This is a genomic window from Actinokineospora auranticolor (genome assembly GCF_041897805.1).
GTDB lineage: Bacteria > Actinomycetota > Actinomycetes > Mycobacteriales > Pseudonocardiaceae > Actinokineospora > Actinokineospora auranticolor.
In genome coordinates this window covers 6,629,083-6,648,751 of sequence record NZ_CP154825.1, presented here as the reverse complement: position 1 = coordinate 6,648,751, position 19,669 = coordinate 6,629,083, and the positions used below count along the sequence as shown (strand labels likewise).

Here is a 19,669-nt window from a genome sequence, read left to right as displayed (position 1 = left end):
CCATCACCGGTGTCCGTGTGTGGAAAGGTGAGTCCGCTGTGACCGCGATCCTGGAGCCCTCGCTCGGATTTCAGCACCCCGCCCACCGCGCGCTGCGTGCGTACCTGCACGCCGTGGCCGCGGAACTGGGCATCGGACCGGAGTCGACCACGGTCGACGACGACACGCCGGTCTCCGGTTACCTGGCCGTCGACCTGCGGCTGCCCTCCCACCCCGGCCGCGACGTCGCCCTGCTGTGGGACGAGCGGCACGGCTGGTCGGCCGCCGTCGAGACGCACTCCGGGGAGGACCTGATCGTCGTCGGCTACCTCGGCGGCGACACCGTCGCCCCGTCGCCCGCGCGCGTCGCCCGGTTCACCAACGCCCTCCAGCGCGGCGACCGCGCGGCGGCGTCGACCACCCCGCCCGCCATCCGCGCCGCTGCGGGCCCGGAGGAGTTGGCCGCGCTGTTCCGGACCACCCTCGCTGCCGCCTAGCCGCCCCCGCCCGGCCCTCCCGCCGCGTGCGGGGGGCCGGGCGGACAGCCGTAGGATGCTCCGGAACGACTCCGCGTTGAGCAGCCAGCGCCGATCCACGCCACGACGGTGTGGTGGACCGTCAGCGAACAGCGTGGTTGGACGAAGCGGAGTACGACTGGTGAGCGAGGAACGAGACCGGGACGGGGCCCTCCCGCCCGAGTCCACCGTCGGGCCGCTGGCGGGGCAGCTGGTGTCCCTCACGACCGAGCTGCTGGCCGCCGGGTCGCTGGTCGACGTGCTGGAGCGCGTCGTGGTGATGGCCAAGGACGTGGTCGGGTCCGCCGACCTGGTCAGCGTGACCCTGCGCGGCCCCGACGGCGCCTTCCACACGCCGGTGCTGACCGACGCCGTGGCCGCCGAGCTGGACCAGCTGCAGTACGAGTTCGGCGAGGGCGCCTGCGTCGAGTGCGCGCGGCCCGCCGGTCCCGCCGCGGCCTACAGCCCCGACCTGGCCGTCGACCCGCGCTGGCCGCGGTTCGGCGCGGGGGCCTCCCAGCGGGGATTCCACTCGCTGGCCTCCGCCGCGCTGCTGCCCGACGCCGCCGCGCCCCGGCTCTCCGGCGCGCTCAACGCCTACTCGCGGGAACCGCACGTCTTCGACCAGCAGGACCGCGACGCGCTGATGCTGCTGGCCACCCACGCTTCCCTGGCCCTGACCGCCACCGAGGGCGTCACCCGGGCCCAGCTGCTGGTCGAGCAGCTGCGGGACGCGCTGGACAGCCGGGACGTGATCGGGCAGGCCAAGGGGATCCTGATGGCCCGCCGCGGCGTCGGGGCCGACGAGGCCTTCGACACGCTGCGCCGGGCGTCGCAGAACATCAACGTGAAGCTGCGGGAGCTGGCCAAGACCCTGGTCGCCCGCCACCACACCCTCGATCCGCTCGACTGAACCCGCGCGCACCCACCCGTGGGGTGTCCGTGCCCGCACCACCCGTCGGGCCGCTCCTCGCGGGGCGGCCCGACGGACGGCTTCACCATGAGCCCCCGTGCTGCTGCTTAACACGCGGGGCTCAAGACCAGGCGGGTCACGCACGCACGAGGACAAGCGGGAGATACCCACCCGGCGATCATCCATGCGCGTGATCGGGTGACCCGGGTAACCGTTTGGACACGGCCCGCGCCCGGCGGCGCCCCCGCACAATCCGACCGGCGGTGCGCACCGGGTCGGGTCCGGTCGCGGGCACGCGCACGTCCGATGGCCGACGGCGCGGATCGTCCCATGAATTCCGCGCGTGGACAATCGGTTGCCACGGCCGCTCCGGAATGGAGCCTGGTAAAACCGCACATGTGCGATGTTCACGCTTTCTCTTGTCGCCACCCAGGGCTGGTCGTACGCTGTCCCGCGACCGGAGAACAATGCTTTGAGGACAGGGCGAAACCTCAACCATGCATGATCAACAACGGCGTGCGCGCCAGGGGAGAAACGAGTCCGAATCGGTCGGGTCGGACGCCGGGGCGGGCGGGTCCGATGTGGTGGTCCAGTGGCGGTTGGACGTGCTGCGCGACGCGCAGGCCAGGGCGGTGCGCGAGGCGCTGGCCCGGCCACCGCGGCCGACGGGGTCGCTGAGCAAGGTCATCGCGCGGGTGAATCCGCTGTTCAGGATGCGGGTGACCTGGTCGGACCCCGCGGTCGAGTTCGCCGACGGGCGGTTGCGGGTGCGGGCCGAGGTGGTCGGTGGGGCCCGGCACGCGGCCAAGGGGGTCAACTTCAGCGCGGCCGGTCCGGTGTCGGTCGACTGCGCCGTGGTGACCGCCGCGGCCCGGGACGATCTGGTCGAACTCGGATTGGTCCAACCGGGTAAATCCGATATCGACCTCGACGAACTCGTCATTGACTACAAAGGTGGTGGCAAACCGCCGAATCGACTCGACGAGTGGCTGGTGCGCCGGATCTTCCGCACCGGTATACACCGGAGATTGTTGGCGCCGCTGGCCGCGTTGCCTTTGGATTTCCTGCCGGAACCGCTGCCGCTGCGCCTGCGGAGCGCCCCGGCGGCGGCCGTGGACGGCATCGAGCCCGCCGAGCGGGTGGTGGGCACCGACCCGCCGCGCGGGACCGTGACGCTCATGCTCGCTCTCGCCGCCCCGGAGCGCGCCGCGCCCGCGCGGCCACCGGACCTGCTGTTCGAGCCGTCGGCCAACGTCGCCGTCGCGCTGCGGGCGCGGGCGTTGAACACCGTCCTGGCCTGGTACTGCGGCACGGGTGGCCTGCGGTTCGCCTTCGAGGAGGTCCAGTGGCGGTGGACCAGGGCCGTGGTCGCCTACACCGGGGAGCGCGGCCTGCACGTCGTCGGGAAGGTCGAGCGGCCCGGCGGCACCGTGTCGGTCGACCACTCGGTGCAGTTCGGGTTCGACGTGACCGGCCCGGCGCCCGCGCTGCGCGTGCTGCCCGACCCGGACGACCCGCCGACCCGGCACACCCCGCTGGTGGCCGCGGCGGTCACCGCGCTGCTGCGCCAGGTCTACCTCGCGGGCACCGGACCGGTGCCCGGCCAGCGGTTCGTGGTGCCGGGCACCTCGGTCGCGGTGGACGCCGACGTGGTCGAGATGTTCGTCGACGGCGACCACCTGACGGCCCTCTACCGCCTGCCGCCGGTCGAGGGCGACCTGTTCGAGCCCGACGACGCCGAACCCGAGCCGACGATCGTCGCCGAGCACTCGGCGAACGGCGACGTGGCGACGCTGAGCCTCGACGCGGAGCTGGCGGACGCCTCCCGCGGCCCGTACGACTACGTGTGGCGGGTCGGCGAGGAGGACGCGCTCACCCGCCACCGCTCGTCGGTCACCGTGCGCGGCGTGCCGTGGCCGCCGCGGGGGCGGGCGGGGACGATCACCCTCAAGGTCATCGACATCGGCGGCCAAGTCGGCGAGACCGACCACGACTTCACCATCCCGACCGTGTTCCCGGAGCAGGAGGACGACGACAGCGGTACCGGCGACGAGGACAGCTCCCGGGGCGACAGCGGCGGTGATCCACCTATGGAACCCGCGATCCCCACCGTCCCCGCTCCCGCCGCTGCCCAGACCGCCGCCTTCCCAGCCGCGACGGCCTCGAGCACCGCCCTGCCGAGCACCGCCCGGGACGCGCGGGCGGGCGCCCGCGCCGAGGCCACCACCCGCTGTGCCCTCGCGGGCACCAACCGGGCGCGGATGGTCCCGATGACGGCCGTCGTGCTGGCCATCGCCACCACGGGTCTGGTCAGCGGCGCCGTGGCGGGGACGGTGGTGAGCCTGGTGAACGACCGCAAGCCCATCGTCGAATCGCCGTCCCGACCCGGCGCCCCCGGTCTTCCCGGTGCTCCCGGAGAACCCGGCAGTCCCGGGCAACCCGGCCTCCAAGGCGAGTCCGGTGATCCGGGCGTCGCGGGCCCATCCGGCCGCGCGGGCGTGAACGGCCGGCCAGGCACCAACGGCACGAACGGTCCCGCGGGCTCGAACGGCACCGTCGGCGCCCGAGGCCCGGCGGGTCCCGCAGGACCCGCAGGCCCCGCGGGTCCTCCCGGACAACCGGGCCCCACAGGAGCCCAAGGCCCGGCGGGTCCCACGGGTCCCATGGGCCCGGAAGGCCCCCGAGGCCCGGTCTGCTGCGACGTCCCCGGCGACGACGCCCCGGTCCCGGGAGACCTGAAAGGCCGCTGACCCAGGTGGTGGACGGCACGCCCGCGAGCGCTCGCTGTCCACAGCGCACACTTCGCGACATCCTCCTCCCGGGGACGTCGCGAAAGCACCGAGCGCTCGGTCATCCCCCCCAACGCCGGCCTCGGGCGCGGACGGGAAGACCGGGCGCTCGGCCCCGTCCACACCGCTAGGCGCGGCGGAGGAAGACCGAGCGCTCGGCTTCGTTCGTGGTGAGGGAGGCGGCGCGGTGGAACTCCGCGGCCGCCTCCTCCCGGCGGCCGAGGCGGTCCAGGAATTCCCCTCGGACGGCCGGGATCTGCGCGTTGCCCGCGAGCACACCGCGCTCCACCAACCCGTCCACCAGGGCTAGACCCGCCGCCGGGCCCGAGGCCATGCCGACGGCCACCGCGCGGTTCAGTTTCACCACCGGGCTCGGCCACACCGCCACCAGGGCGTCGTAGTGGCTGACGATCTCCGGCCAGTTCGTCTCCGCGACGCTCACCGCACGCGCGTGGCACGCCGCGATGGCCGCCTGCACCGTGTACGGGCCCACCGGCACACCCAGCGACACCGCGCGGTCCAGCGCGGCGAGGCCGTGGCGGATCAGCAGCCGGTCCCACCGCCGCCGGTCCTGGTCGGCCAGCAGGACCGGCCGCCCCGCCGCGTCGACGCGGGCCGCCAGCCGGGAAGCCTGCAACTCCATCAGGGCCACCAAACCGTGCGCTTCCGGCGCGGCGGGCGCCAACCCCGCCACGACCCGGCCCAGGCGCATCGCCTCCCGGCACAGCTCCGGCCGCGCCCACGCCGGGCCGGACGTCGCCACGTAGCCCTCGTTGAAGACCAGGTAGACCACCTCGAGCACGGAACCGAGCCGGGCGTCGAACTCCGCCGCGAGCGGCAGCTCGAACCCCACCCCGGCCAGGGCCCGCTTGGCCCGCACGATCCGTTGCGCCACAGTGGACTCCGGCACCTGGTACGCCCGCGCGATCTCCGCCGTGGTCAACCCGCCCACCGCGCGCAGCACCAGCGCGATCCGCGCGGGCACCGCCAGCGCCGGGTGGCACGCGGTGAACACGAGCCGCAGCAGGTCGTCGCCGATGTGGTCGTCCAGGCGGTCGTCGACCGCAGTCATCGGGTCCTCGTCCTCGGCGCCCGCGAGCACCGCCAGCTTGTCCCGGAAGGACCGGTCCCGGCGGTGCCGGTCGATGGCCCGGCGCTTGGCCGTGGTCATCAACCAGCCCGCCGGGTTCGGCGGCACGCCACCGACCGGCCACTGCTCCAGCGCCGCCACCAGCGCGTCCTGCGCCAGCTCCTCGGCCAGGCCGACGTCGCCGGTGAGCCGCGCCAGCCCGGCCACCAAGCGCGCGGACTCGACGCGCCACACCGCCGCCACCGCCGCGTCCGCGCTCCCCACCTCAGGCGGGCGGGCCGAAGTCCAGCACGCGGTGGATCGACGCCGCGCCCTGCCACCCGGGCCACAGGTCCCGGTGCAGCCGCAGGAAGCGGTTCGTCCACTCCTCGACCTCGGCCTTGGTCGCCACCTCGTAGATCGCGTAGCTGATCAGCTCCCGGGTCTCGGCGAACGGCCCGTCCACCGCGCTCAGCTCACCGGCGCGCACGGTCAGCCGCGACCCCTCCGCGCTCGGCGCCAGGCCCGCGGTGTCGAGCAGCACCCCGGACCGCGTGGCCTCCTCGCCCAGCGCGACGATCCCGGCCATCAACTCGGCGGGCGGCGGTGTGTCGGGGTGCTCGGCGTTGAGCAGGACGATGTAGCGCATGGCGTCTTCTCCTTCTTCGTGAGCGAGTGATGTGTATCAAGCGGTGGGGCCGACCGCGCGGTAGCGGTCGACGGCGACCGCCGCGCACCAGGCCCAGACCAGCAGCACGGCGGCGGTGAATGCGAGGGTGGCGGCGGCGCCGCCCTGGCCGGCGGCGGCCATGGCGAACCCGACCAGGAGGCCGACGCCGGTGACCCGGGAGAACACCGTCCACCCGCGACGCCCCTCCGCCGCGCACCGGCGTCCGACGGCGAAGCACGCGACGGCCACGGCCACGAACCCGACGACCCCGCACACCAGGTGCAGCAGCCCGTGCCCGCTGACCTCGGCGGGCAGCCCCTCGGGCGCCCCGGCCGGGAAGCCCAGCGCCGGGTCGGCCCGGAAGAGCCCGGCGCCGACCAGGCTCACCCCGTAGACCGCCACCAACCCGGGCGCCCACCGCGCGGCCGTCGCGCGTCGCAGCCCCACGGCGAAGGCCACGACCATCAGCCCGGTCACGACGAAGTTCACGACCTGGACCCAGCCGCCCGGTCCGTTGGCCAGCAGGCTCCACTGGTGCCGGGTCGGGTCGAAGCCGTCCCGGGTGAGCGCTTGGCCGAGCGTGACGAGGACGTAGACCGGGCCCGCCAACACCCCGTAACCAAGCAGCGACTTCGTCACCCGCTTGGGTCCCACACGGTCGGGTTGGTCAAGCGTTTGCACCGCCATGGCTCTTCTCCTCCGAGTGATGACCTGCCGTCGACCCCTCCACGAACGGGAAGACCCCGCTTCGACACGGATCCGCGAAAATCTTGGAAACGCCCTCCCGGCGGCCGACAGCAGGGCAAAGGGAGGGCGCGGTGGCACGGGTACTGGTGGTCGACGACGACGAGGACGTCCGCGACCTCGTCGCGCGGTGGCTGCGCGCCGACGGCCACGACGTGCTCGCCGTCGACGGCGGCGCGCTCGCGCTGGCCGCCATCGAGCGGCACGGCCTGCCGCAGGTCGCCGTCCTCGACGTCGACATGCCCGGCATGGACGGCGTGGACCTGCTCCGGCAGCTGCGCCGCGCCGACCGGTACCTGCCCGCGCTGTTCATCACCGTGCTGTGGTCCGGCCTCGACCTGGCCCGCATGCGCGACGCGGGCGCCGCCTACCTGCCCAAGCCGTTCACCGGCATGGGCCTGTGCGCGGCCGTGCGCAGGCTGGCCCCGGACAACCGGGGACCCGCGCGGGACGTGACCCGGTGAGCCACCTGTCGCTGCGCGTCAGCCTGGCCAGGACCGCGGTCTTCGCGGTCCTGTACGTGCTGGCCACCTGGGCCGGTCGGCTGACGGTCATGGACAACACCAACCTGAGCCTGGTCTGGCCCGCCGCGGGCGTGGCCGTCGTCTGGTTCTGCGCCCAGCACCGCTCCCGCGCCCGCTGGCTCGACGCCGTGGTCTTGGCGGCGATCACCATGGCGGTCAACGTGGCCACCGGCGCCGGTCCGGCGCTCGCGGCCGTGTTCGTGGTGGCCAACCTCGCGCAGGTCTGGGTCTTCCTCTGGCTGATCGTCCGGTTGCGGCCGTCGCTGTGGTCGCTCGCCGACGGCGGCGGGTTGCGCGGGCCGCGCGACCTGTGGGCCGTGCTCGGCGCGGCCTTCGCGGCGACGGTGGTCGGCGCGGCGATCGGCCCGACCGGCATGTGGCTGCTCACCGACCGCTACTCCTGGCTGGCCACCGCCGTGTGGCTGGCCCGCAACACCGCGGGCGTGCTGCTGGTCGGCGCGGTCGGGTTGTGCGTCGGCCGCGCGGGCGCGGTGTACCGGCGGCGCGCGGGCGGCTGCTCCGGCGTGTGGCGGGTCGCCGCCGCGGAAGTCGCCGCGACCCCGCGGTGGCGGCTCGCGGAGTACGCGGTGATCACCGCGGCCTCCGTGGTCGCGTACGTCCTCGGGTTCGGTGTCGTGCACGGCGCGCCGCTGGCCTTCACCCTGATCGCGTTCACCGTGTGGGCGGCCACCCGGTTGCCGACCACCTTCGTCGTGCTGCACGACCTGGGCGTCGGCGCCATCGCGGTGCTGTTCACCCTGCACGGCGACGGGCCGTTCGCCCTGGTCGCCTCGAACTCGGCCAAGGCGCTGGTCGTCCAGCTGTTCATCGCCATCGTCGCCGTGGTCGGCCTGGCGCTGGCGCTGGGCCGCGACGAGCGGGTCGAGCTGCTGCGCGAGCTGGCGGCGGAGAAGGAGCAGCAGGCGCAGCGCGCCGAGCTGATGTCGGCGATCATCGACTCGATGGCCGACGGCCTGTCCGTGATCGACCACAACGGCCGCGTGACCCTGCGCAACCCGGCCGCCGTGCGGCTGCTGGGCGGCAACCTGCGGGAGACCGTCATCGAGCCGGGCGACTACGACGTGCACACCCTGGACGGCGCCGCGCTCACCCCGGGGGACATGCCGCACGCCCGCGTCCTGGCCGGTCAGGAGGTGCGCGACCTGGAGGTCGTGGTCCGCCGGAGGGGGACGGCCGAGGCGCAGGTGCTGCGCGTCAACGCCACGGCCCTGCCCGACGTGCACGGCAACCACCGCGCGGTGGTGCTGTACCGGGACGTGACGGCCGAGCGCCGCCACCTCGACGAGCTCGCCAACTTCGCGGGCGTGGTCGCCCACGACCTGCTCAACCCGCTGGCCGTGGTCGAGGGCTGGACCAGCGTGGCCGACGAGGCCCTCGCGGAGACGCCCGAGTCGGCCGCGGTGGACCACGCGCGCAACAGCCTCACCCGGGTCAGCCGGGCCGCGGGCCGGATGCGCGTGCTGATCAACGACCTGCTGGCGTACACGACGGCCCGGGACGCGACCGTCGCGCCGGTGCCGGTCAGCCTGGCGACCGTGGTCGCCGACATCGCCGCCGCGCGCGCCGACGCCGCGGTGGCCGAGGGCGACCCGGTGCCGCGGTTCGCGGTGGGCAGGCTGGACCCGGTGCTCGCCGACGCGGTGCTGGTCCGGCAGCTGCTGGACAACCTGATCGGCAACGCGGTGAAGTACACGGCGGCCGGGGTGACCCCGTGCGTGGCGGTCGTGGGGGAGCGCGTCGACGACCTGGTCCGGGTGACGATCACCGACAACGGCATCGGTATCCCGTCCGGCCACCACGCCGCCATCTTCGACAACTTCCACCGCGCGCACCGCGCCGCGGGCTACGCGGGCACCGGCCTGGGCCTGGCGATCTGCAAGCGGATCGTGGAACGCCACGGCGGCACCATCACCGCCACCGACGCCCCCGACGGCGGCGCCCGGTTCGAGTTCACCCTGCCCGCCGCCACCACCTCGCCGACCGACGCCCCCTTGGCCACCCTGGGCTGAGGAACCCGCGCGGCGGCCACGGCGTTGGGATGACCATGGACACCCTGGAGACGGTGCTCACGTGGAGCATCCCCGTGTCGACCCTGACGGTGGTCGCGGTAGGCGTGTACGAACTGCGCAGGCAGAAACGGCGCGACAAATCGGGAACCCCGGTGACCGCCACCTACATCAACGAGTTCACCGCGATGTTCTACGGCACCAAGCGCATGGAACTCGACCACCGCGACTCCATGTCCATGATGCGCGACGAGGAAGCCCAGGGCGGCCCACCCGGCGGCAACGACCTGGATCACGGCATCCAGGTACGCCTACCCCCGGAGAGCGGTTCCTGATTTCGGCACACCGCAGGGGTGCTCCGTGCCCAAGCCGGACGCGCTGCCCGACCGCGACGGCGAAGGAGTCAGGAGTCTCGCGTCCGGGTTCGACCAAACCTCCAAGATCGGCAATAGTTGTGCGCTTCAATGTCAACAGCGCGAATCGCGCTCAGCAGCAGGCGACTCGTGACCAGCCGGAACTGTCGAGGCAAGGGCAGATTACCGAGCGCTTCACGAAAGCCATTGAACAATTGGGGCAGACGGGGCCGGACAAGTTCCCAAGTCTTCCTGGTTTCGGGGCGCCAACCTGAGAGGTGCTCGTTTTTCGGGCGCCAAGATGACGTGGGTCTATTTGACCGACGCCGACTTGACCGACGCCGACCTCAATTCCGCCACTGTGCACATCGGCCACATGGGGGGTGCGAAACTCATGCGCACCAATCTGGCCGATGTCGATCTGGCCGAAGTCGGTGGATTGACAACGGAACAACTCCGCTGCGCCATTGTGAGCCCGTCCACGGTTCTCCCGTCGGGTGGACCGGTCTTCTCCCCTTCGGCCGACGGCCCTGTCGAAGGCGGTGTTTCCCCATCCCCGGTCACCCCGACGACGCGGAGGTAGCGAGGTCGCGCCCAATCGTTCGTCGCGGTGACGCCGGGTGCGCGACTTTGGTGTCCCCAAAGGACGGTCAGGCGCTGACTCCCGCGATTCGGATGGACGCGGTGCCCTCGGGCTTGAACCTCGCCAGCCTGCGCGGGGGGACGATCGCGGTGAGCAGGAGTGTCCACATGAAAGTGACGCGTTCGGTCAGGTCCGCGCGGCCGGTCAGCACCTGCGAACTCAGCTGCAGCCCCGTGAACGCCCCCACCAGGTGCTGCGCCAGGTCGTCCGGGTCGACCTCCGCGCGCAGGTCGCCGTTCTCCCGCGCGGCCAGCAGGCAGGTCCGGGTGATGTCGATCCACATCCGGTAGGCGCTCTCGGCGGGCGCGATGAACGACCCCTGCTCGATCACCAGCCGGATCCCGGCCCGCACCCGCTTGTTGGCCCGCAGGTTCGCCGCGAGTTCGTGGCCCATGTCGATCGCCGTTTGCAGCCCGGGGCGCTCGACCCCGGCCAGCGGCTCGTGGTCGGACGCGAACTGCTCGGCGATCAGCGCGTTGGCCAGTTCCTCCTTCGAGGCGAAGTGGAAGTACAGCGCGCCCTTGGTGACCCCGGCCTCGGCGAGGATGTCCGACAGGCTCGCGCCGAGGAAGCCGTACTCGTCGAACTTCGCCGCGGCGGCGTCGAGGATGGCGTTGCGGGTGTGTTCGGCGCGTTCCTGCCTTGCCACGACGAGCTCCTCCCGGCGACCCGATCCCCGGGGGAGTGTAGCCGATCACCCGGCCGGGTTGCGGGAGAGAAAACCGGGGGGTAGGTATGATCTTCGGCAGGGTTGATAAACCGGGTGGTCGGTTTTATTCTGGGCGCACTGGTGCGGCGAACGCGGGAGGCGTTGTGGACGTTGGGATACTGGGGCCGCTGGCGGCGCGGGTGGCCGGTCTGCCGGTCACGCCGACGGCGACCAAGCCGCGCAAGGTGCTGGCGGTGCTCGCCGCGCACGCCGACCAGGTGGTACCGGTCGACGCCTTCGTCGACGAGCTCTGGGGCGACGCCGCCCCGCGCAGCGCGACGACCACCCTGCAGACCTACGTGATGCAGCTGCGCGGCCTGATCGGCGCCGCGTCGGCCCGCGCCGGGCAACCGCGCGACCCCAAGCGGGTCCTGGTCACCCGACCCGGCGGCTACCTGCTGGTCACCGGCGAGCTCGACCTGCGCGAGTTCGAGCGCCGCGCCGAGGCCGGGCACCGCGCGGCCCGGGCGGGCGACGTCGCGGGCGCGGCCGAGCACTTCCGCGCCGCGCTGGCCCGCTGGCGCGGCGACCCGCTGGTCGACGTGCGGGTCGGCGCGGTGCTGGCGGCGCACGTCCGGCGCCTGACCGAGGCCCGGCTCAGCGTGCTGGACCGGCGCGTCGACGCCGACCTGCGGCTGGGTCGCCACCACGAGGTGCTGGCCGAGCTGACCGGCCTCGTCGCCCGCCACGGCACCCACGAGAACCTCTCGGCCCACCTCATGGTCGCCCTCTACCGCGCGGGCAGGCGCGGCGACGCCGCGCACGAGTACCAGCGCCTGCGCGCCTGCCTGGTCGACGAGCTCGGCCTCGACCCCTCGCCCGCCCTGCGTGGCCTGCACCGCCGGGTCCTGGCCGCCGACCCGCTGCTGCTCACCCCCGAACCCGTGCGGCTCGACCGCGCGGGCTAGCGCGGTTTCCGAGGGTCTTCCCCGATGCTGGGTCCCGCGTCCGCTGCCTAAGGTTGCGGACCTGGGGCCCGATCCGGCATGGAGACCGATGAAGGCGATCACGCGGGAGCGCTACGGGTCGGTGGTCGTGCGGGAGGTGCCCCGCCCCGAGCCCGCGCCGGGCGAGGTGCTGGTGCGGGTCCGCGCGGCCTCGGTCAACCCGGTCGACTGGCAGGACTTCCACGGCCACCCGTATGTGCTGCGGTTGTCGCGCCCCAGGGTCCTGGGCCGGGACTTCGCGGGTCAGGTCGAGGGCCTTGGCGCGGGTGTGACCGGCTTCGTGTTGGGGGACAAGGTGTTCGGCGAGGCCGTGGGCGCGTTCGCCGAGTACGTCTGCGTGGACGAGGAGTTCGTCGCGCGCAAACCGGAGAACCTGTCGTACGGGGAGGCGGCGGCCGTTCCGCTGGCGGGCAACACGGCCCTGGTCGGGTTGCGCGACCTGGGCGTGGTGCGACCCGGGCAACGGGTGCTGGTGACGGGCGCGGCAGGCGGCGTGGGCACGTTCGCGGTGCAGGTCGCGAAAGCCTTGGGCGCGCGCGTGACCGGTGTCTGCGCCGCGGCGGACTTCGCCGTGGTCCGCGCGCTCGGCGCGGACGAGGTCGACGAGGAGTGGGGCCGTGACCGCTTCGACGTGGTGTTCGACCTGGCCGGGGACCGCGGACTGCGCGCTGCCCGCAGACGGCTCACCCGGGGCGGCACGCTCCTGCTGGCCGTCGGCGGCGGCTACCGGGGCCGCTGCCTGCTCGGCCACCTCGGCGCGCACGCGGTCGCCTGGTTCCTCTCCGGCTTCGTCCGCCACCGCCTGGTGCCCATCGCGGCCAAACCGAGCAGGCGCAACCTGACGGCCCTGCGGGACCTGGTCGAGACCAACCGCCTGACCCCGGTGGTCGACCGCGCCTACCCCCTGGCGGAGACGGCGCTCGCCATCCACCACGCCGAGTCCCCGGACGCCCGCGGCAAGACCGTCATCACCGGCTGACCGGCGCGCCGGTGCCGTCGACCCGGAGGTGGTCGACGGTCCCGCGCACCAACTCCGGCAGCACGACGGCCCACATGTCCCCGAGCCGACCGCTGGTGTCGGGCCCCAGCGCCTCGGCGCCCACGGACAACGCGGACACCAGCGCCGCCGCCGTGTCCACCGGCACGGCGATGTTCCCCGCCCGGGCCAGTTCCGCCCGCACCGCGGCCACCCACGCCTCCAGGAACACCCGGAACCGGTGCCCGGCCACCTCGTGCGCCATCCGGAAGCTCGCCCCCACCTCCGGCTCCGCCACCAGCCAGCGGCTCAGCGCGTGGGTCAGGTCGATGACCCGCTGGACGCCGGTCGACGGGTGGTCGGCCAGCCAGTTCGCGAGGGTGTCGACGGCGCTCGCCTGCACCGCGTCGCAGAGGTCGTCCTTGGAGGGGAAGTGGAAGTACAGGCCGCCCTTGGTCATGCCGACGGCCCCGGCCACCGCGACCATCCCGGTGGCCTGGTAGCCGTCGCGGCGCAGCAGTTCGGCGGCGGCGCGCAGCAGCGCGGCCCGGGACCGCTCGGCGCGCGCCTGCTTGGTCACTGGGGCTCCTCGTCGGGGGTGGCCGCTGGGCTGCGGCAGATTATGAACCGACCGACCGGTTTGTCAACCGAGGGGCGGCTGAGCCGGTCCGACCGGTCGCATTCGCGAACGATCCGCGCCTGCGGCTTGCGTACTTAGTACGACGACACGTACCGTGCTAAGTACGCCACGAGTGGCGGTGCCTGGAGAAGGGGGCTCGGGTGGGTTCGGAAGATCTCTCGATCGTCGTCGAGGGGCTGCGGAAGCGGTACGGCGACAAGGTCGCCCTGGACGGTGTCGACCTGCGGGTCCCGAGCGGCACGGCGTGCGGCCTGCTCGGCCCCAACGGCGCGGGCAAGACGACCACCGTCCGCGCGCTGGCCACGCTCCAGCGCTTCGACGGCGGCCGGGCGGCGGTGGCGGGCTTCGACGTGGCCACCCAGGCCGACCGGGTCCGCTACCGCATCGGGCTGGTCGGGCAGCGCGCCGCCGTCGACGAGGTGCTGGGCGGCCACCAGAACCTGGTCATGTTCGGCAGGCTGTACCGGCTGGGCGCCCGCGCGGCCCGCCGCCGCGCGGACGAGCTGCTGGCCCGCTTCGGCCTGGCCGACGTCGGCGACAAACCCGTCCGCACCTACTCGGGCGGCATGCGGCGCAGGCTGGACCTGGCCGCTGGCATGATCCTCGCGCCCGCGGTGCTGTTCCTCGACGAGCCCACGGTCGGCCTCGACCCGCGCGGCCGCGACGAGGTCTGGGCGGCCGTGCGCGACCTGGTCCGCCAGGGCACCACGGTCCTGCTGACCACCCAGTACCTCGACGAGGCCGACCGGCTGGCCGACCGGATCTCGGTCATCGACACCGGGAAGGTCGTCGCCGACGGCACCCCCGCCGAGTTGAAGGCCCGGATCGGCGCCGACCGGATCGACGTGGTGGTCCACGACCACCAGGACCTTCCCGCCGCCGTCGCCGCTCTGCGCGTAGTAGCCGCGGGCGAGCCGGAGGTCGACCGGGACAACCGCCGCGTGTCCGCGCCGGTCACCAGCCGCGGTGGCGCGCTGGCCGACGTGGTGCGCGCCCTGGACGCGGCCGGCGTGTCCACCGAGGACGTGGTGCTGCGCCGTCCGACGCTCGACGAGGTCTTCCTGCGGCTGACCGGCCGCGAGTCCCAGGAGGTACCCGCGTGACCATGACCGTTCCCGTTGCCCCGCACGAGAACCGGGCGGGCCTGCGCTGGACCCTGACCGACGCGTGGACGCTCACCCGGCGCAACCTCGCGCACTGGTCCCGGAACCCGGCCGTGCTGCTCACGTCGTTGGCCTTCAACGTCCTCATCGTGCTGATGTTCGGCTTCCTGTTCGGCGGCGCCATGGTCGTGCCCGGCGGCGGTGGCTACCGCGAGTTCCTGATGCCCGGCATGTTCGCCATGACCATGGTCTTCGGCATCAGCATGACGACCACCGCCGTCGCCACCGACCTCGAACGCGGGGTCACCGACCGGTTCCGCTCGATGCCGATGGCCCCGGCCGCCGCGCTGATCGGCCGCGCCGTGGCGGACCTGCTGTTCGCCGTGGTCACCCTCGTCACGATGATGCTGCTGGGCCTGGCGATCGGCTGGCGCGCGACCGGGTCGCCCGGTGCGGCGCTGGGTGCCGCCGGGCTGATCCTGTGGCTGCGCTTCGCCCTGGTGTGGGTGGGGATCTACCTGGGTCTGGTGCTGAGGGGGCAGGAGGCGGTGGCGGGCGTGCAGATCCTGGAGTTCCCGCTCGGCTTCCTCTCCGGGGCCTTCGTCGCCCCGGCGACCATGCCCGCCTGGCTCGGCGCGGTCGCCGAGTGGAACCCGCTGTCGTCGACGGTCCAGGCGACCCGGGAGCTGTTCGGCAACCCGGGCTGGGGCGGCGAGTCGTGGATCGCCGGGCACGCGCCGCTGATGGCGGTGGTCTGGCCGCTCGCGCTGGTGGCGGTGTTCCTGCCGCTTGCAGTGAGGCAATACCGATCCTTGAGCGACTGAGGCGGCGGAGGCGGCACTATCGGACGCGTCGCCCGCTGGGGGTGGGCGACACCCACGTGGGCCGCGGGCGGCAGCGCCGGTCACGCGGTGCTGGACAGGGTCGTTCCCGGGCAGCCGGGGTGAAGGGGGCAGATGGTGCTGGGCCGGTGCGCGGTGGTTTTCGAACCCGGGGACCCCGCGCGGGCCGGGACGTTCCTGGTCCACGGGGACGACCCGCCGGAGTGGGGCGAGCGGGCCGTGGCCGTGCTCACCGAGCCCCGGGGCGGCCGGGTCGGCCTGCGGAAGGTGACCGGGCGGCGGGTGCCGGTCGACGCGGCGCTCCCGCTGCTCGCCGCGCTCGGCGCGGACGCCCACCCGTCGGCCCGGTTCCACGCCGCCGCCGTGCGCGCCGCGCTGCGCCTGGCCGCGCGCGGCAGGGTGCTGCCCGGCGTCTCGGCGGGCGGGGCCGATGCCTGGCGCATGGGACCGTTCGACGTCGCCGACGTCGAACGGCTCCGCGCGCTGGCCGCCGCCATGCCCGCGAGCGCGCGGTCGATCCCGGTCGACCCGACCGCCCCCGACCCGGTCCTGCCCGACGCGGAAACCCTGCTGCGCGCGCTGTTCGACGCCGTCGCCGACACACTCCCGCGCACGGCAGGTGCCGAACTGCTCACCGGCGACCCCCGCTACGCCGCCGCCGAACCGACCGGGACCGACGCCGAGTGGGCCCGGCAGGTCGCCGCCGGGGTCGACGCGGGGCTGCGCGTCGCGCTGCGGCTGGAGTTGCGCGGCGACCCGGCGGACACGCCGTTCACCGCCGTCGTCCGGCTGCGCGACCTCGCCGACCCGACCCGGGTGGCGGACGCGGCGGCGCTGTGGTCCGGCCGGGAGCACCGCTTCGGTGACCGCGCCGCCTTCGAGGCGATGCTGGCCGTGCGGCGCGCGGCGCGCGTGTGGTCGCCGCTGGACGGCCTGCTCGCGGCGGCCGAGCCGGTCGAGGTGGAGCTGCTCGACGAGGACGTGGCCGACCTGCTCGGCGGCGCCGAGGCCCGGCTCGCCGCGGCGGGCGTGGACATCGAGTGGCCGCCGGGGCTCGGCCGCGACCTCGGGGCCCGCGCCCGGGTTCGCGCCCCGGGGGAGCCGCCCGCCGACGTCGCCGCGTTCTTGCGCGCCGCACCGCCGCAGGCGTTCCAGTGGCAGCTGACCCTGGCGGGCGAACCGCTCATCGAGTCCGAAATGGACACTGTCGGTCGATCCCGGCCCGTGGTTCGGCTGCGGGACCGGTGGGTGCTCGTCGAGCCGGACCTGGCGCGCAAGGCGCGGGAGCCCGCGCTGCCGCCGCTGCCCCCGTGGGAGGGGCTCGGCGCGGCGTTGATCGGTAGCGCCGAGGTCGAGGGCGGCCTGGTGTCCGTCGTGGCGGACGGGTGGCTCGGTGAACTCGTCGACCGGGTGGCCGACCCCGACGGCGGTCCGGAGGAACTGGACCAGCCCGCCGCGCTCACCGCGACCCTGCGCGACTACCAGCGGCGCGGCCTGCGCTGGCTGCACCGGATGACCGCGCTCGGCTTCGGCGGCTGCCTCGCCGACGACATGGGTCTCGGCAAGACGATCACGCTGATCGCCCTGCACCTGCGGCGCGCCGAGGACCCGGCCACCGCCGGACCGACGCTGGTGGTGTGCCCGGCCTCGGTGCTGGGCAACTGGGAGAGCGAGATCGCCCGGTTCGCGCCGGGCACCCCGGTCCGGCGCTTCCACGGCGGGTCGCGGTCACTGTCCGATATGGACAACGGGTTTGTGCTGACGACCTACGGCACCATGCGCGTCGAAGCGGCGGAACTGGCGGGCAGGCACTGGGGACTGGTGGTCGCGGACGAGGCCCAGCACGTCAAGAACCGGCTCAGCGGCACCGCGAAGGCACTGCGCGCGATCCCGGGCGGGGCGCGGGTCGCGTTGACCGGTACCCCGGTGGAGAACAACCTGACCGAGCTGTGGGCGCTGCTCGACTGGACCACCCCCGGCCTGCTCGGGACGGCGGGCGCCTTCCGGCGCGGGTGGTCGCGGACCATCGAGGTCGACCGCGACCGCCGCACCGCCGACCGGCTGTCGCGGCTGGTGCGGCCGTTCCTGTTGCGCAGGCGCAAATCCGACCCCGGGATCGCGCCGGAGCTGCCGCCGAAGATCGAGACCGACCACGGCGTCGAGCTGACCGCCGAGCAGGTCGCCCTCTACGAGCGCGTGGTGCGCGAGGTGCTGGCCGAGATCCGGGCGGGCGCGACGGAGATCGCGCGGCGCGGGCTCGTGCTCAAGCTGCTGGTCGGGCTCAAGCAGGTGTGCAACCACCCGGCGCACTACCTGAAGGAGACCGGCACCCCGGCGCGGTCCCGCTCGGAGAAGCTGCAACTGCTCGACGACCTCGTCGGCACCGTCCTGGCCGAGGGCGGCGCGGTCCTGGTCTTCACCCAGTACGTGCGGATGGCCCGCCTGCTGGAGCAGCACTTCGCCGACCGCGGCGTGCCCACGCGGCTGCTGCACGGCGGCACACCCGTGCCGCGGCGCGAGGAGATGGTGCGGCGGTTCCAGAGCGGGGAGGTGCCCGTGTTCCTGTTGTCCCTCAAGGCGGCGGGCACCGGTCTCAACCTGACGAGGGCCGACCACGTGGTCCACTACGACCGCTGGTGGAACCCGGCCGTCGAGGCGCAGGCCACCGACCGCGCGCACCGCATCGGCCAGACCAAACCCGTGCAGGTGCACCGGTTGATCACCCGGGGAACCCTGGAGGAGCGCATCGCGCGCCTGCTGGAGACCAAGCGGGCACTGGCCGACGCCGTCCTCGGCGGCGGTGACGCCGCCCTGAGCGCACTCTCCGACGCCGAACTGCTCCGCCTCGTCGAACTGAGGACCCCGTGATGAGCGCCTACGACGATGACGAGTACGACGGCCACCTCGCCGCCCTGTTCGCCGACGACGAGGAAGCGGACGCGGAGGCCGACCTGGTCGACCCCGGTCGACGCGCGGTCGCCTTCGCGCCGTTCCCCCCGGGGAGGCGGTACGGCAAGAAGTTCGCCGACACGTGGTGGGGCAACGCGTGGGTCGAGGCCATGGAGGACACGGCCCTCGACCACGAGCGGCTGCGCAAGGGCCGCGCCCACGCGTTCGCCGGCCTGGTCGGGGTGATCACGGTCAGCCCCGGTCGCGTCTCGGCGCCCGTGCACGACGGCGACCACACCCGCCCCTACGCGACGGTGGTGCGGATCGCGGAGCTCACCGACGCGGGCTGGGACCGGTTCCTGGACAAGGTCGCCACCCGCGCGGGCCACATCGCGGCGCTGCTGGACAAGGACATGCCCCGCGACCTCGTCGGCGCCGCGTCCGACGCCGGGGTGCGGTTGCTGCCGGACTACGGGGACCTCGACCCGGAGTGCGACTGCCTCGGCTGGGACAGCCCGTGCGAGCACGCGGCGGCCCTGGCATACCAGGTGTCGTGGCTGCTGGACCGGGACCCGTTCGTCCTGCTGCTGGTCCGCGGCCGCGGCGAGGCGGAGTTGACGGCGGAGTTGCACCGCCGCAACACCCGTGGAACGACAGGCGATCCCGTGGCGGTGCCCGGGGTTGCGGCGGCGGAGGCCTGGGCCGCCGAGGTCGCCGACCTGCCCGCCGACTCCGAGCCCGCTTCCATGCTGGACCTGTTGCCGGTACTGGAAGACGTCGAGGCCAAGTCCCCTGTGGACAATGCCGCACTGGTGGCCCTGGCGGCAGCCGCCGCCGAACGCGCCCGGGCCTTGCTGGCGGGCGATGACCTCAACCTGTCCCAGTGGCCGGACGCGGTGCGCCTCGCGGCCCACACCGACTTGGTCGAGCGAACGGCCGCACGCACCGGCCGCCCCACGGACTTCACGCGCGCCGTCCACGCCTGGGAGATCGCCGGCGCGGCGGGCCTCGCGGCGCTGGAGCAGACGTGGGCGCCGCCGCGGGAGACCACTACCAGGACCCGAGCGGAGTTCGAGGAAGCCTGGCGGGACAGCGGGTTCGGCGAGCCACCCGCGCTGAAGGTCTGGCGGAACCGGTGGACGGTCGAGTCCAAGGGCATCCAACTCCGCCTGACCCAGGACGGCCGCTGGTACCCCTTCCGCGCCGACCCCGCCGGGGGCTGGGCGCTCGCGGGCACCCCCACCGACGACCTCGCCCTCTCGCTCGTCGAACTGCTGCGGGACGAGTAAGTCTGGGTGTCAGTCGGTCGGGTGGTTCCACTGTGGGCCGCAGCTTGG

The 19,669-nt window shown here is 73.9% G+C and carries 18 protein-coding genes; 13 read left to right on the top strand and 5 right to left on the bottom strand.

Going from position 1 to position 19,669, the window contains the following annotated elements; translation table 11 throughout:
• The first annotated feature begins 38 nt into the window (after window positions 1-38).
• From V5P93_RS29000 to V5P93_RS28990, 3 genes are all read left to right on the top strand, one after another.
• Complete coding sequence (locus tag V5P93_RS29000; protein WP_181043696.1) at window positions 39-476, top strand: DUF6292 family protein; 438 nt, start codon at window positions 39-41, stop codon at window positions 474-476.
• Window positions 477-636: 160 nt separating this feature from the next.
• A complete protein-coding gene (locus V5P93_RS28995; protein WP_245931516.1) occupies window positions 637-1,407 on the top strand; it encodes a GAF and ANTAR domain-containing protein in 771 nt (256 codons plus the stop codon).
• 584 nt (window positions 1,408-1,991) lie between these two features.
• The gene (locus tag V5P93_RS28990) at window positions 1,992-4,157 is read left to right on the top strand and encodes a collagen-like protein (RefSeq protein WP_219824086.1); all 2,166 of its coding nucleotides are present in this window, start codon (window positions 1,992-1,994) and stop codon (window positions 4,155-4,157) included.
• A 166-nt stretch (window positions 4,158-4,323) separates the two neighbouring features.
• On the opposite strand, the gene V5P93_RS28985 is transcribed toward V5P93_RS28990, so the two are convergent.
• From V5P93_RS28985 to V5P93_RS28975, 3 genes are read right to left on the bottom strand one after another with little or no spacing between them, the layout of a single operon-like run.
• Entirely contained in the window at window positions 4,324-5,550 is a 1,227-nt protein-coding gene (locus V5P93_RS28985) for an RNA polymerase sigma factor (RefSeq protein WP_104481218.1), read from the bottom strand.
• 1 nt (window position 5,551) lies between these two features.
• Window positions 5,552-5,914 carry a YciI family protein gene (locus V5P93_RS28980; protein WP_104481219.1) on the bottom strand — a complete coding sequence of 121 codons (363 nt, stop codon included), beginning with the start codon at window positions 5,912-5,914 and terminating at the stop codon, window positions 5,552-5,554.
• A gap of 36 nt (window positions 5,915-5,950) precedes the next feature.
• Entirely contained in the window at window positions 5,951-6,574 is a 624-nt protein-coding gene (locus tag V5P93_RS28975; RefSeq protein WP_245931518.1) for a DUF998 domain-containing protein, read from the bottom strand.
• A 179-nt stretch (window positions 6,575-6,753) separates the two neighbouring features.
• Here V5P93_RS28975 and V5P93_RS28970 point away from each other — a divergent pair, with 179 nt between their 5' ends.
• The 4 genes from V5P93_RS28970 (at window position 6,754) to V5P93_RS28955 (ending at window position 10,166) form a co-directional block, all read left to right on the top strand.
• On the top strand, window positions 6,754-7,143 hold the full coding sequence (locus tag V5P93_RS28970; RefSeq protein WP_245931519.1) for a response regulator transcription factor: 390 nt from the start codon (window positions 6,754-6,756) through the stop codon (window positions 7,141-7,143).
• Window positions 7,140-9,233 carry an ATP-binding protein gene (locus V5P93_RS28965; protein ID WP_245931524.1) on the top strand — a complete coding sequence of 698 codons (2,094 nt, stop codon included), beginning with the start codon at window positions 7,140-7,142 and terminating at the stop codon, window positions 9,231-9,233. Before V5P93_RS28970 ends, V5P93_RS28965 begins: the two co-directional genes overlap by 4 nt.
• A gap of 29 nt (window positions 9,234-9,262) precedes the next feature.
• On the top strand, window positions 9,263-9,565 hold the full coding sequence (locus V5P93_RS28960; protein ID WP_245931525.1) for a DUF6191 domain-containing protein: 303 nt from the start codon (window positions 9,263-9,265) through the stop codon (window positions 9,563-9,565).
• A gap of 232 nt (window positions 9,566-9,797) precedes the next feature.
• A complete protein-coding gene (locus V5P93_RS28955) occupies window positions 9,798-10,166 on the top strand; it encodes a pentapeptide repeat-containing protein (RefSeq protein ID WP_104481222.1) in 369 nt (122 codons plus the stop codon).
• A gap of 67 nt (window positions 10,167-10,233) precedes the next feature.
• Here V5P93_RS28955 and V5P93_RS28950 read toward each other — a convergent pair whose 3' ends face one another.
• Window positions 10,234-10,875 (bottom strand): ScbR family autoregulator-binding transcription factor, encoded by a 642-nt coding sequence (locus tag V5P93_RS28950; protein ID WP_104481223.1) that lies wholly within the window; start codon window positions 10,873-10,875, stop codon window positions 10,234-10,236.
• Between the two features lie 164 nt (window positions 10,876-11,039).
• Between V5P93_RS28950 and V5P93_RS28945 the strand changes: the two genes are divergently transcribed.
• Both V5P93_RS28945 and V5P93_RS28940 read left to right on the top strand, forming a co-directional pair.
• Entirely contained in the window at window positions 11,040-11,843 is an 804-nt protein-coding gene (locus V5P93_RS28945; RefSeq protein ID WP_104481224.1) for an AfsR/SARP family transcriptional regulator, read from the top strand.
• Window positions 11,844-11,931: 88 nt separating this feature from the next.
• Window positions 11,932-12,861 carry an NAD(P)-dependent alcohol dehydrogenase gene (locus tag V5P93_RS28940; RefSeq protein WP_104481225.1) on the top strand — a complete coding sequence of 310 codons (930 nt, stop codon included), beginning with the start codon at window positions 11,932-11,934 and terminating at the stop codon, window positions 12,859-12,861.
• On the opposite strand, the gene V5P93_RS28935 is transcribed toward V5P93_RS28940, so the two are convergent.
• Window positions 12,851-13,438, bottom strand: a complete 588-nt coding sequence (locus V5P93_RS28935) for a TetR/AcrR family transcriptional regulator (protein WP_104481226.1) — start codon at window positions 13,436-13,438, stop codon at window positions 12,851-12,853. The genes V5P93_RS28940 and V5P93_RS28935 overlap by 11 nt on opposite strands.
• 200 nt (window positions 13,439-13,638) lie before the next feature.
• On the opposite strand from V5P93_RS28935, the gene V5P93_RS28930 reads away from it, so the two are divergent.
• The 4 genes from V5P93_RS28930 to V5P93_RS28915 all read left to right on the top strand — a co-directional run bounded on the left by V5P93_RS28930 (window position 13,639) and on the right by V5P93_RS28915 (window position 19,621).
• Window positions 13,639-14,601, top strand: a complete 963-nt coding sequence (locus tag V5P93_RS28930; RefSeq protein ID WP_104481227.1) for an ATP-binding cassette domain-containing protein — start codon at window positions 13,639-13,641, stop codon at window positions 14,599-14,601.
• Between the two features lie 2 nt (window positions 14,602-14,603).
• The gene (locus tag V5P93_RS28925) at window positions 14,604-15,425 is read left to right on the top strand and encodes an ABC transporter permease (RefSeq protein ID WP_104481228.1); all 822 of its coding nucleotides are present in this window, start codon (window positions 14,604-14,606) and stop codon (window positions 15,423-15,425) included.
• A 132-nt stretch (window positions 15,426-15,557) separates the two neighbouring features.
• On the top strand, window positions 15,558-18,311 hold the full coding sequence (locus V5P93_RS28920) for a DEAD/DEAH box helicase (protein WP_104481229.1): 2,754 nt from the start codon (window positions 15,558-15,560) through the stop codon (window positions 18,309-18,311).
• Window positions 18,311-19,621: a hypothetical protein gene (locus V5P93_RS28915; protein WP_181043697.1), complete on the top strand. Its 1,311-nt coding sequence runs from the start codon at window positions 18,311-18,313 to the stop codon at window positions 19,619-19,621. The genes V5P93_RS28920 and V5P93_RS28915 overlap by 1 nt, the downstream gene beginning before the upstream one ends.
• The last annotated feature ends 48 nt before the right edge of the window (window positions 19,622-19,669 follow it).